The sequence below is a fragment of the Neobacillus drentensis genome, assembly GCF_036965645.1.
Lineage (GTDB): Bacteria > Bacillota > Bacilli > Bacillales > Cytobacillaceae > Neobacillus > Neobacillus drentensis_D.
The window spans coordinates 13,777-27,306 of record NZ_JBALPZ010000046.1 but is presented as its reverse complement, the minus strand read 5'-3'; the positions used below and the strand labels follow the sequence as shown (position 1 = coordinate 27,306).

Annotated in this window: 12 protein-coding genes and 1 tRNA gene; 10 read left to right on the top strand and 3 right to left on the bottom strand. The window is 37.8% G+C overall.

Features of this window, described 5'->3' with window-relative positions:
* The first annotated feature begins 110 nt into the window (after positions 1-110).
* Positions 111-1,106, top strand: coding sequence for a hypothetical protein (locus tag V7266_RS09695; RefSeq protein ID WP_335467686.1), 996 nt, complete (start codon positions 111-113; stop codon positions 1,104-1,106).
* A gap of 60 nt (positions 1,107-1,166) precedes the next feature.
* On the opposite strand, the gene V7266_RS09690 is transcribed toward V7266_RS09695, so the two are convergent.
* Positions 1,167-1,637 carry a divergent PAP2 family protein gene (locus V7266_RS09690; RefSeq protein WP_335467685.1) on the bottom strand — a complete coding sequence of 157 codons (471 nt, stop codon included), beginning with the start codon at positions 1,635-1,637 and terminating at the stop codon, positions 1,167-1,169.
* 380 nt (positions 1,638-2,017) lie between these two features.
* Here V7266_RS09690 and V7266_RS09685 point away from each other — a divergent pair, with 380 nt between their 5' ends.
* From V7266_RS09685 to V7266_RS09655, 7 genes are all read left to right on the top strand, one after another.
* Positions 2,018-3,412, top strand: coding sequence for an MATE family efflux transporter (locus tag V7266_RS09685; protein WP_335467684.1), 1,395 nt, complete (start codon positions 2,018-2,020; stop codon positions 3,410-3,412).
* A gap of 108 nt (positions 3,413-3,520) precedes the next feature.
* Entirely contained in the window at positions 3,521-4,228 is a 708-nt protein-coding gene (locus V7266_RS09680) for a DNA alkylation repair protein (RefSeq protein WP_335467683.1), read from the top strand.
* Between the two features lie 244 nt (positions 4,229-4,472).
* Positions 4,473-5,057, top strand: coding sequence for a DUF2269 family protein (locus tag V7266_RS09675; RefSeq protein ID WP_335467682.1), 585 nt, complete (start codon positions 4,473-4,475; stop codon positions 5,055-5,057).
* Positions 5,058-5,227: 170 nt separating this feature from the next.
* Positions 5,228-6,493: a flavin-dependent oxidoreductase gene (locus tag V7266_RS09670; RefSeq protein ID WP_335467681.1), complete on the top strand. Its 1,266-nt coding sequence runs from the start codon at positions 5,228-5,230 to the stop codon at positions 6,491-6,493.
* Positions 6,490-6,783, top strand: coding sequence for a Dabb family protein (locus V7266_RS09665; RefSeq protein ID WP_335467680.1), 294 nt, complete (start codon positions 6,490-6,492; stop codon positions 6,781-6,783). The genes V7266_RS09670 and V7266_RS09665 overlap by 4 nt, the downstream gene beginning before the upstream one ends.
* Before the next feature lie 352 nt (positions 6,784-7,135).
* On the top strand, positions 7,136-8,698 hold the full coding sequence (locus V7266_RS09660) for an acyl-CoA synthetase (RefSeq protein WP_335467679.1): 1,563 nt from the start codon (positions 7,136-7,138) through the stop codon (positions 8,696-8,698).
* A 271-nt stretch (positions 8,699-8,969) separates the two neighbouring features.
* Positions 8,970-10,052 carry an inorganic phosphate transporter gene (locus V7266_RS09655; protein ID WP_335467678.1) on the top strand — a complete coding sequence of 361 codons (1,083 nt, stop codon included), beginning with the start codon at positions 8,970-8,972 and terminating at the stop codon, positions 10,050-10,052.
* A gap of 75 nt (positions 10,053-10,127) precedes the next feature.
* Here V7266_RS09655 and V7266_RS09650 read toward each other — a convergent pair.
* Positions 10,128-10,213: transfer RNA gene (locus V7266_RS09650), tRNA-OTHER, on the bottom strand.
* A 247-nt stretch (positions 10,214-10,460) separates the two neighbouring features.
* Here V7266_RS09650 and V7266_RS09645 point away from each other — a divergent pair.
* A complete protein-coding gene (locus tag V7266_RS09645; protein ID WP_335467677.1) occupies positions 10,461-12,611 on the top strand; it encodes a sensor domain-containing protein in 2,151 nt (716 codons plus the stop codon).
* 70 nt (positions 12,612-12,681) lie between these two features.
* Here the strand turns inward: V7266_RS09645 and V7266_RS09640 are convergent, their stop codons facing one another.
* On the bottom strand, positions 12,682-12,834 hold the full coding sequence (locus V7266_RS09640) for a hypothetical protein (protein ID WP_335467676.1): 153 nt from the start codon (positions 12,832-12,834) through the stop codon (positions 12,682-12,684).
* 270 nt (positions 12,835-13,104) lie between these two features.
* Here V7266_RS09640 and V7266_RS09635 point away from each other — a divergent pair.
* On the top strand, positions 13,105-13,530 hold a 426-nt coding region (locus V7266_RS09635; RefSeq protein ID WP_335467675.1), incomplete at its 3' end, for a hypothetical protein.

Here is a 13,530-nt window from a genome sequence, read left to right as displayed (position 1 = left end):
ATGTGAATTAATTCACATAATGTTCAAAAATAGACAGGTTACGGGACTATTTTATCATGTATATTAACACTATATTCATATTGTTAATGTTATCAAGGGGGGATTTACTGATGAAAAAGATATTTCAGATTCTATTAATGTTGGGCCTTATTATGACTCCTTTTTTTGCCGAAGCTCATGTGAAATGGTTCACGAATGTTGAGCCGCATAAGGAGTCAATTGAACATATCGTATCACCGGCGTTTATATTCTTAGCGATCGTGGCAGCGGTTGTGTTAGCTTCATTAACGCTAATTATTCCGAAAATGGCTGAATGGGGACCGATGAAAAAGTGGGAAGACCGACTCTCTAGTTTAAGAAAGTATTCTCGTTATATATTAAAATATGGAACAGCCGTTGCTTTGATCATCCAAATGGTCAATGGAACACTATTTGCACCTGAGTTTCATATTCATAACCTTGCCGCTGTCGTCTTAACATGGATTACCATAGGATTTTTATTAATCCCGCACCATATCTCGACGAAAATCGGTGCAACTATATTATTAGGACTATTTATTTATGTAACCATTCACCATGGCATTTTCAATATGTTAGACTACGGCTTCTATGTTGCCATCATTGGTGTCTTATTGGTAGGAAATACAAAGTTGGAAAGAGTAGGTTTTCCGTTTTTATATTTAGGAACTGGCTTATCGCTTAGCTGGGTAGCGGTTGAAAAATGGGTTTACCCAGATATGGCCTTAGATATTGTCATTCACCATCATGTGCCCACCTTTGGATTTGCACCAGATTTATTTGTGGTGATGGCTGCGTTTATTGAATTTGTCGTAGGTTATTTATTAGTTGTCGGTATTTTAAATAGAGTATTAGGATTTGTTGTAACAGGTATTTTTATCTCTACCACTATGTTATTCGGAATGACTGAAGTAATCGGTCATTTTATGATTCATATTGTGTTATTAATCTTCATCATTGAAGGTGTATCATTCTACAACCCGCCAATTAAAATGCATAAAACCAAAATCGATCAGTTTATCTTTGTTTTCTTGAATTTTATATTTGTCCTAGCGACTTTTTTATTGATTTATTATCGTTTTGCATAATATTTGGTTTTTACCTAAGAACAATCCACCGTTGACTACGGTGGATTGTTTTATGTTTGATTAAAACGGATATAGATAATAGGTGGCCGCACCAATGATGATGCCTGTGATGGCTCCACCAAAAACTTCAATTGGCTGGTGGCCTAATAATTCTTTTAACTTTTCTCGAGATTCAGGTTTTTTTATATTCGGGTTCTTTAATGCTTCGATTACTTTATTGAAATCCACTAATAAGGTGTTTAAAATTTCGGCGTGATAACCTGCATGTCTGCGAACACCAGTCGCATCATGCATAACGATCGCAGATACAACAACACAAATCGCAAATTCATTGGATTTGAATCCAGCGATTAATCCAATCGCTGTCGTTAAGGAAATGATGGTAGATGTATGGGAGCTGGGCATTCCGCCGGTGCTAAACATCAAATTCCATTTCCATTCTCTTGTCGAGATAAAGTGAATCGGTATTTTTACAAATTGCGCAATCAGCATCCCTAAAAGTGCAGCCAAAATGGGACAGGATAAAAACATAGATAATCCTCCTTATCCACCAATAAATTTATTACAAGCCCTATTCACGTTCCATTAAAAGAAGGAGCTTAAGTATCCACTTATTTTATTACCCTTCATTTTATTAATATAGACCATTTAAAACAAAAAGTGGTATCTTTTATGAAAAATAAGACTTTTAATTAAAGTGTTTTTGTCATTTGAATCAAATAATAATTAGCTGATGGAATTCATATAGTAAAGGGCAGTGTTCTATTCCTTGGTTTACTTATAGTCTGTATTCACTAATTTAATAAGATACAAAAAATCCCTTTTCTCTTCCATAAATAATGCTATAATAGTCCTTATTCAATTGATAAATAGGATGGAATACATAACAATTTGAAAAGAAGTGTATCGATATGAATAAACTGGCAGTGAGAATCAAACCTAGAACGGTTTTCCTATTAGAAAAGTATTTTACGGGGGAATCAATTGATTACAAGAAATTATTTGCCATCATTATGCCGATTTTTGTTGACCAGGCATTCTTGATCATTATGAGTCTGCTAAATACAGCCATGATAAGCTCAGCAGGAGTGTCTGCGGTTAGTGCGGTGAGTATGGTAGATTCATTGAATATCTTTTTAGTGAACGTCTTTATCGCGGTCGCAACAGGTGGTACCGTAATGGTCGCCCAATATAAGGGCAGCGGAAATGCGGAGATGGTGTCCAAAACAGCCACACAAGCCATCACTGCTGTTACATTGTTTTCAGTTGTTCTTAGTGCACTGGTTATTACGTTCCATACGCCAACATTAAACCTATTATTTGGAAAAGCTGAAGCAGATGTGTTTCATAATGCCCGAATTTATTTAATCGGCAGTTGTCTTTCTTATCCGCTTATTGCTATATTCCAAGCAGTAACAGGTGCATTACGTGGTGTCGGAGAGACTAAACCATGTTTAAATTTATCTTTATTAATGAATCTAACGAACACCGTTCTTAATGTTTTACTCATTACGATTTTTGCTATGGGTGTGGAAGGGCTTGTGATTTCCACCATTTTTGCAAGATTGCTAGGTGTAGTTGCTTCATTAATTTATATCATTAGATACAATGATACGGTTCGGTTTAAGTTAAAGAATGCCATGCATATAGATGTTGCAATTTTAAAGAAGGTAATGTTTATCGGGATTCCATTCGCGGCGGAACAGTTGTTTTTCAATGGAGGGAAGCTGTTAACACAAACATTTATTGTCCAACTAGGAACCCTTGCCTTGACGTCTTATGCCATTGGGAATTCGCTTGCCTTGCTATTTCAAATAGGACCCAATTCATTAAGTATTGCCATAGTAACAGTAGTAGGACAATGTATTGGCAGAAAAAATGTCCAAGATGCAAGGAAATTTATTATTTCCATGATTGGACTTGGCACGATTCTGTTTATACTAGCGGATGCGGTGTTATTACCGTTGTTTCCGGTATTAATCAAACTATTCAGTCCGCCTGCAGAAATAATCCCAACTATTTTTATGCTTATTTTAATCTCTGCAGTCGGTCATCCATTGTTATGGCCAGTAAGCTTCATCATGCCATCTGCTTTAAGGGCAGCAGGGGATTCCACCTTTACTTCGATTGCCTCTCTATTATCGATGTGGCTTTTGCGGGTAATCCTAGGTTATTTACTGGGGATTACTTTTGGATATGGAATTATCGGTGTTTGGGTGGCAATGAATATTGAATGGGGCATGCGGACACTAATCTTTGTTTGGCGATTTAAAGGGAAGAAGTGGTATGCGCATAAGCTCGTGTGACGATAGGGGGTTTATTTACCTAAATAGATGCCAAATTTTGGTGTAGGATCCCGTATTCGGGTGCTACAATGAAAATGATAAGTTTATAAAAGAAGGATGTGCAAAACGATGGATTTTGAAATGGTTATGGAGGAACTAGAATCCCTCGGCAAGGAACGGATAAAAAAGACTTACTTAAGTAATGGTGCACACGAGCCGCTTTTTGGGGTGGCTACAGGCGCCATGAAGCCGATTGCAAAGAAAATCAAGAAAAATCAGACCTTAGCCGAGCAGCTATACGCAACCGGGAACTACGATGCCATGTATTTTGCCGGTATCATTGCGGACCCCATGATCATGACTGAGGCTGATTTTGATCGGTGGATGGATGCGGCGTATTTTTATATGCTGTCTGATTATGTGGTTGCAGTCACCTTGGCTGAAACTGATATTGCGCAAGATGTTGCAGATAAATGGATCGCAAGCGGGGAAGAACTTAGAATGTCGGCAGGCTGGAGCTGTTACTGCTGGCTTTTGGGTAATCGTCCGGACAGTGAATTTAGTGCAAGTAAGATTTCCTCTATGCTTGATCAGATCGAAAATACGATACATAAATCTCCTGAACGAACAAAATCTGCTATGAATAATTTTATTTACACTGTTGGGATTTCCTATTTGCCGCTCCATGATAAGGCGGTTGAAACCGCAATGGCAGTAGGACCAGTTGAGATCAGGCGGGAAAAGAAAAAAAACAGTATTCTGCTTGCTTCTGAAACTATCCAAAAGGAAATAGATAAAGGCAGGCTAGGTTTTAAACGCAAATATGTCAGGTGTTAGCACGGAACGAAATAGAACTAAAAAGTGCCTAATTTCTCAATGATAACAAAGAGGAATTAGGCATTTTTGTTAACGTTAGACACATTCCTATACAACTCTCATAGGTTTCTTTCCCTTTATAAAATTACTGTGAAAAAATACTCATATTTTATTAATAAAACTTTAAATTATTTTAAATAAAGGACTTTCGCCCTACGAAAAAATTTTATATAATGGATAAGGAAAAATAAGGGGGTATAGGAAATTGCTTTACAGTATTGTATTGTTTTTACACATCATTGGGGCTGTAGTTATGTTCGTTGCAGTTGGAATCACTTTATTAGCAATGATTTCCATGCTTCATTCTAAGACTACAGACACACTTCGAAATTGGGCTGCGTTAGCCGTAAAATTGGACGGTTTACTGCCTTTTAGTGTTATTTTGATTTTAGTGCCAGGTTTTTATCTGGTATTTTCGAGCTGGGGATTCGGAAATGCATGGATTGATCTTTCGTTGGCACTCCTGATTATCATGACATTTATGGGACCTGCTATTAATCTGCGCCGATTAAAAGCTATCTTACATGCAGCCAATGCAGAAAAGAATCAATCACCTTCGACTGTTTTATTGGAGAAGGTTAGAGATCGGGTATTATGGAATTCTGTTGTCATTATGACGATGCTAGCTTTTGCCATTGTCTTTATGATGACAGTGAAGGTATCTATGATGGGAGCTATTATTTCTGTTGTCGTCGCAATTATACTCGGATTCATTGCCGCAAATATGCTTTTAAGCCGAAACTCAATTACCATTGCTTCAACGGATAAGAAAACAAGTTCAATTAATTAAGCCATACATAGTCTAGGAGAGAATCAGAGTTTGTGCTGTTTCTCTCCTATTTTTATTTGATTTAAATAATGTGTTACTTCGAACCTCGTATTTTTATTATTGATAATTTTATTATTTATGTAATAATTAAGAATAATCAGCCGAGTTTTATAGAACAGGGAGAGATTTGTATGACTAGTATCAAAACAGCTATGATTGTTGGCGGAGGTATTGGAGGGCTTGTGACCGCCCTAAAACTTCACCGCGTTGGCGTGTCAGTGCGTGTCTTTGAAAGCGTAGAAACGATTAAAGCTCTAGGTGTTGGGATTAATCTTTTACCACATGCCGTAAGAGTCTTAACCGAACTAGGTTTAGCGGATGAACTAGAAAAAATTGGTTTACCTACAGCAGAACTTATTTATGTTAACAAATTTGGTCAAAATATTTGGCGGGAGCCGCGGGGAGTAGAAGCGGGGTACCATTGGGCGCAATATTCCATCCATCGTGGAGAGCTGCAAATGTTGCTGCTAGAAGCGGTTAAAAAAGAACTTGGGGAGAAGTCGGTATTTACTGGACACCATTTAAAATCTTTCCAAACCTTTGGTGATATAGTGGTAGCTCAGTTTGAAAATCGAAAGACAGGCGAGAGTCTGGGGACCCACCATGCTGACATCATGATCGGTGCGGACGGGATTCACTCTGTTGTTAGGAAATTTTATTATCCGGATGAAGGATTACCTAAATTTAGCGGCCGGATTTTATGGCGTGGTATTACAGAATCTACACCTTTCCTTTCAGGAAGATCGATGATTATGGCAGGCTATCAGGATCAAAAATTTGTCGCTTATCCCGTTTGCCCTGATACCGCTGCGAAAGGAAAATCGCTCGTGAACTGGATTGCGGAACTAGCAGTCGGTGACGAAATGCCTTCAAGGGCAGATTGGAATCGGAAAATTGACAAGGAGATCTTTGCACCGGCCTTTGAGTCATGGGATTTTGGCTGGCTGAATGTTCCAGAGTTAATCGAAGAAACAGACGCTGTTTACGAATTCCCAATGGTTGATCGTGATCCACTTCCGCAATGGACCTTCGGGCGGGTAACCCTATTAGGTGATGCGGCACACCCCATGTATCCAATTGGATCGAATGGTGCATCACAAGCAATCCTTGATGCTGATGCCTTAGGAGAAGCGATATTAGAACATCGTGATGCTGAACTAGCATTGAAGGTGTATGAAGAGTCTAGGTTAGATGCAACAGCAAATATTGTCCTATTAAATCGGCAAAATGGTCCAGAAGTAGTAATGCAAATTGTTGAAGAGCGTGCCCCTCATGGTTTTACTGATTTAGAAGATGTGGTTTCCTACCAGGAACTAGAGGAAATTTCTAATCGATACAAGCAAATCGCCGGGTTCGATAAGGAGAAATTGAATAGGAAACTAGGAGTCAAAATATGATTGAGCACATTGTCTTACTTAAGTTTTCAGCAGAAACAACTGAAAAACAGAAGGAAGAATTGATTCGCAAAACGTTATTATTAAAAAATGTGATCCCAGGGATTGTAGACATTCAGCAGGGGGCCAATTTTTCAAACCGGAGTCAGGGGTATGAAATGGGCTTAACGGTCCGATTTGAAGACAAAACTTCTTTAACAAACTATGGGCCGCATCCGGCACATCAAGAAGTTTTTAGCTACTTGCAGGCGATTGGCATGGAAGATAGTATTATTGTTGATTTTGAAATATAGTGATGTTTTTTTGAATCTGGACTTTAATACAGTAACGAGTTTTAGCTTTTCTGCAATAGGAAAAAATCAGTATTTAGCACTGGTTTTTTCCTATTTTTTTTGTGCCGAGATTATAAATGGTGACAGGCACCATGTGTTTGGGAATATCAACTATCTAGTTAATACATCCTACAATTAGGTGAACTTCGATGTTAAATAATTTACATTCCATTTCAAAGTGGTATTATTGTATGTATATAATTTTTAAAGGCTTGTACTATTACTAGGTACTAATTCTTAGGAATTTAAAAAGACACAAAATTTTAATTAAAAGCATGTGTGTTTTAATTTAACAGAATGGAGATTGACTACCGTGGATTTAAAATCATTAATTGCACCAGAACATTTTAATTTAGCAAGTGAAATTTCAAAGTATGTATCTGAAAAAATTGCTTTGAAATGGGAAAATGAATCCGGCGAAATTAAAACCATTACGTATAATGAGCTCAATAAGAAGGCGAATAAGCTGGCAAATGGGTTATCGAAATTAGGACTAGAGAAAGGCGATCGTGTAGTTGTTATGACGACTCGGTTAATCGAGTCCTATGTGATTTATTTAGCCTGTTTAAAAGCGGGACTTGTGATTAGTCCATCTTCTGAATTGTTACGGGCAAAGGATTTATTATATCGTTTAAATCACTCAGAGGCGAAAGCCGTGATTTCTTATTCCAATTTGGTTCAAGAGTTTGAAAATATTCAAGAGGAAACACCGTTCCTACAATTTAAAATTGCTTTCGGTCAGGAAGTGCCTAACTGGCTGTCTATGGAAGCATTAGCGGAGGAAGAATCTGAAGTCTTCACCGATGCGGATACCTCGAAAGAAGATGTTGCCTTCCTAGCCTATACATCTGGAACAACCGGACAGCCAAAAGGTGTCGTTCATAGTCATGGATGGGGATATGCGCATATTCGAATTGCTGCCTCAAAATGGCTGAATATTAGTGAAGATGATCTTGTTTGGGCAACGGCTGCACCTGGCTGGCAAAAATGGGTTTGGAGTCCGTTTTTATCGATATTAGGCTCTGGTGCGACAGGCTTTGTCTATAACGGCAGATTTCAGCCGCATAAATATTTACAGCTGCTTCAGGACAATAAAGTAAATGTTTTATGCTGTACCCCTACCGAATATCGGATGATGGCAAAATTAGATGACCTTTCAACCTTCGATCTTGCTGCTTTACACACAGCTGTTTCCGCAGGTGAGGCATTAAACCGTGAAGTCATTGATGTTTTTAAAAATGAATTTAACATCCTCATTCGTGACGGTTATGGCCAGACTGAAAGTACTTTATTAATTGCTAATTTGAATATTGATGAAAGCAAATTAGGTTCGATGGGGCAGCCCTTAATGCCTGAATATATTGAGGTTGTTAACGAACAAGGCCAGCCTGCTCCTGTAAAGGAAGTTGGGACGATTGCAATTAAAAAGGATTTCCCGGCTTTGTTTCAAAACTATTATAAAAATGCAGAATCCACTGCCGCATCCTATCTTGGCGAATATTTTCTAACAGGAGATCGAGCCTATAGAGATGAGGACAACTACTATTGGTTCCAAGGAAGAAAAGATGATGTCATCATCAGCTCCGGCTATACCATTGGACCATTTGAAGTGGAAGATGCGTTAATGAAACATAAAGCGGTAAAAGAGTGTGCTGTCGTGGCATCACCCGATCCTGTTAGAGGTAATGTTGTAAAAGCATGTGTGGTATTAAAAGATGGGATGGATGGTACAGCTGAGTTAACGAAAGAATTGCAAACTTTTGTTAAAAACTTGACCGCTCCTTACAAATATCCACGTGTAATTGAATATATGGAAGCACTGCCTAAAACCGATTCAGGAAAAATTCGCCGCGTGGCATTAAGAGCCCAACAATAAGAGTTATTGTAATCATAAGAATGCTATAGCCAAATGGTTATAGCATTTTTTTCTTTATCTACTGAGAAACACCTCAACATAAAACTGGCTTATATAAAAAATTTTTAAAAAATTCTGTGACATAAGTAATTTGGTTGTTGCTTATTTTGTAAAGGAAATGTATAATATAAAATTAATCCTACCTGAATAGTATGAATTGAAGTTTCGGAACATTGTGAGATTTATTCTGCTAGATAGATAGATAGATAGACATACATAAGGAGAGATTGATATGTTTTGGACGTATTTAGCTTTTATCATAGCATTCTTCTTCGCAATGAACATTGGAGCAAGCGGAACGGCCGCATCAATGGGGTCCGCCTATGGTGCTGATGCGATTAAGAATAAATGGCTTGCTATGGTGTTAGTAGCCATCGCTGCTTTTTTAGGGGCCGTTCTTGGAGGCGGAGAAGTCGTAAAGACAATCGGAAGCGGAATTATTCCATCTAAACTACTTACTATAGAACTAGTCGTTCTGATTCTAGCAGGGGCAACTCTAACCTTGTTTATAGCAAACCTAATGGGAATCCCATTATCGACAAGTGAAGTCACTGTGGGTGCCATCGTAGGAGCGGGAATTGCATTTAAAAGTTTATACATTAATAGTTTAATCGTTATTATTTCATTTTGGGTTATCGTTCCAGTTATTTCCTTTATCATTACCTTCATTTTTGGAAAGCTGATTGCCAAATCTGAAAAACGCTGGCCAAGTTTGACAAAACAAGGAAAATGGAAAAAATGGCTTGGCAGAATTCTCGTTTTGGGCGGCTGTTTTGAAGCTTTTTCTGCGGGAATGAATAATGTAGCAAATGCCGTTGGACCTTTAGTTGGGGCAGGGATGCTTTCTACAACGAAAGGAATCTGGATTGGTGGATTATTCGTTGCTTTAGGCGCCATCCTATTGGGAGGCAGAGTCATCGAAACAAATGGGAAGAAGATAACAAAACTTTCCTTATTAGAAGGGAGTGCCGTTTCTTTTACAGGTGGAGCATTAGTAACGATTGCCTCTATTTTTGGACTGCCAATTCCTTTAACACAAGTAACTACATGTGGGATCTTAGGAATCGGGGCATCACAAAAAGGGTTCGGTTTTTGGCAGAAGGCTGTCATTAGAAAAATTTTGAAAGTATGGCTGATTTCGCCATTAGCTTCATTGGTTATTTCTTATACCTTAATTAATCTGTTGATCAAGACTAATTTTTACAATATCATTGTTATATTAAGTACTTTAATTGCTGCGTTAGGAACGTTAAGCCTGTATGGTAACATCCGTAAAGAAAATAGTACGATTCACGACGAGGGTGGCGGGATTTAAAACGATCCAGCTTACACAAAAAACACAGCTCCAGATATCCCAATTACGGTGATGTCTGGAGCTGCTTCATTTAATAGGACTTGGTGGGATTCAAACCCACAAGATACGTTACAGTCTTCATAGGTTGACTGCAAGTTGCTCTATCATTGAGCTACAAGTCCTATCTATAAAATACCCTTTACCTTATATTTTATTCAGAATCCCCCAACTAATTCTTCAACTATTTCCTTTCTATTTCATAAATCTTTCATAAAAAGCAACAATTTTTAAGAAAATAGCCTAAATTAAAAAAGTGAGCAATTATTCCTATTAGATAATGTTATATAATAAAACTATATGTAATCATGAAACCGGATAACCATTACTTTATATATAACTTTGACTGTATCTATGTTGAGGAGGGTATAGATGAACGTTCAGTCTAATCAGCATGCACTTGAAATAAAAAAACTGCGTTCACAAATCGCTGAACTAAAACAGCAGAACCAGGAACTCTCAAAGCAAATCCGCGTAAATGAATCTTTATATCGCAGTATTCTGGATGCTTTACCCATCAATATTTTCCTTGAAGATCCAGAAGGACGCACGATTTATGCCAACAAACAAGTTTGCCTCTCGAATGGTGTAAGTCTAGATAAAATCGTAGGAAAAACGATCTTTGATTACTTTCCCCATGAAATCGCCATACTTAATCGAGCTTATGACCTTGAAGTTTGGAAGAAGCGGGAGCTTATCACCAAGGAATTTCCAAGTGGATACCAAGGTGAGGAACATCATATGTTTTCTGGAAAGACTATTATTCATATCAATGAATCGAATGAGGACTTTTTACTTGGTTTTGCTTTAGAGATTACGGATCGTGTCAGAGCTGAAAACCGCTTAAAAGAAAGTGAAGAGAAGTTCAGAAGTTTAACAGAGCAGGCCGCGGATAGTTTTTTCTTAATCGGAACAGATGGAATGTTTACGGAGGTCAATCCAACAGCATGTGAAGTATTAAACTTTACAAAGGAAGAACTGCTCAAGATGAGTACTGAAACGGTTTTTTCCAAGCTGCCTGAAAAAATAAAACACTTAAAAATAGGTTCCAAAGAGCATGCCTCCAGTAATTTTGAGGATTTAATGACAGGGAAAGATCATACTCAAATTCCAGTAGATATTAATATCCGTCTGATAAATATCGGCGAAAATCAAATGTATTTTGCCTTATGTCGAGATATTCGAGATAAAAAAAGAGCGGAAGCACAAATCAAACATATGGCCTTTCATGATGCCTTAACGGATCTGCCAAATCGATGGGCAATCCAGTCCATTTTAGAGGAGCAAATATCCCCCAAAAATGAACCTTCTAACCTATTGGGCTTTATTTTGCTGGATTTAGACTATTTCAAGGTAGTAAATGATAGTCTTGGCCATGAAGCGGGTGATATACTGCTGAAGGAAGTAGCAAAAAGACTTCAAGCCTCCACAGATCATAGAGAAGTTAAATTGGCCCGGTTTGGGGGAGATGAATTTATCATTCTTATTCCTCAGTTAACAAGTGAAAAAGAAATTACTCCATTCTGTGACCGAATTATGGAAGAGATGTCGGCCCCTTTCCTGATTAAGGGACAAAAGCTCAATATCTCAACGAGTATGGGGATTAGTTTTTACCCTAAAGATGGGCAAGATCTTAATTCACTTATTAAGAATGCTGATCTCGCTATGTATGGTTCTAAGGAGCTGGGAAGAAGCTGCTATAGTTTTTACCATCCAGATATGAAACATCATGCAAATAAACGGATGGACTTAGAGATTCTGCTAAGAAAAGCATTGGATGAAAATGAATTTATTCTCCATTATCAACCGAAAGTAAACTTAAATACTGGGGAAATCTACGGGATGGAGGCCTTAATCCGCTGGAAGAATAAATTGGATCAAATTATTCTTCCAGATGCCTTTATCCCTCTCGCCGAAGAAACGGGCCTAATTAACCCAATTGGTGAGTGGGTATTACGGGAGGCCTGCAGGCAGTGTAAAGAATGGCATGATTTAGGCTTTAGTGACCTAACGGTTAGTGTCAATCTGTCTCCGAAACAATTTCAAAGACCAAACTTGGTTGGAATGGTCATCTCGGTGCTTGCAGAGACAGGCTTGTCACCATACTCGCTGGAATTGGAAGTGACAGAAGGAATTGTCATGAAGAATCCGGAAGAAGCAGTGATGGTTTTACAAGAATTAAAACGACTAGGAATTAAGATAACGGTTGACGATTTTGGAACCGGATTTTCATCACTTAGCTATTTAAAATTATTCCCAATTGATACACTAAAGATTGACCGATCCTTTATGGTTAATATCGACAGTGACAACGCAGATGCAAAGATTGCCTCCGCTGTCATCTCCTTGGCTCATAGTTTAAAAATGAATGTCGTTGCTGAGGGCGTGGAAAATTGGGAACAGTATGATTTCCTTATCAATAGATCTTGCGACTATGCTCAAGGAAACTTTATTAGCAAACCTGTTGAACCCCAGGAAGTAAAGGGTATGCTTGTGAACAATGGAACGTTTATTATCACGTAAATTTGAATGGATTTCTAGATAAAAAAGGAGAGCGGCTTTTTTGACCACTCTCCTTTTAGACGTACAAAAATTAATCTTCTCTAGTATTTTGATGCTGAACACTTTCTGCAAAGTCTAAGACGCCCCAATCCATCGGGCTTTTCTTTTTAATATCATCTAACGTCTTTTTGTGCTGTCCCGTTGTAGTGTCAACATTACTTTGACTTTTTTGTTCCTTTACCATCAGTAAACACTCCTTTTTTAGTTTTGATTTAGTTTTTCCTTCTTAAATTGAACTTATCCCAGACCCTTTTTCATCCTCAAAAAGCTCATTTGATGTTATGATGATAAATAATCCAATACATATTTTTTACTTTATGGCTGAGTTAAACTTGGATGTTGATTTACATACCAGTCGTTCGCTTTCCGCTCTAATCAACATCGCTACAAAATCAACAATAACCTTTAACACAGCCTGCTTTTTACGAACAAACAACTTTTTGGGGGAACTATTATGGCAGTAGTTAAAACAGTGAAAATTGATGGGGAAATCATCCACGTTTTTAAAAGTGCAATCTATGTTTTTGAAGCAAGTTCAGGATTCACTTTAGAGTTGGACCTCATCGTCAGTGAGGTTGTCGTAAAGAAATATAAAAAAGAAGATAATCTCATTATTGAAATAGAATTAGAAGATGGAAGAGTGCTTCATTCGATTATGCATGTAAAAGTCTTAGCCGGTGGCTTGCCGCAGCTTAATTTATTTTGTGAACTTGATGCCCCGGATGAATATTATTTTTTGGACCGGGTGAATGAGAATGATTCTTGGTTTCCGAATATCGAAGAAGGCATTACTATAGAAGAAATCAGAAAAGTAGAGATGCCGGTTGAAGACATTCAATTAAAATTAAAACTTCCGATTGATCAGATAGAATGGTTGAAA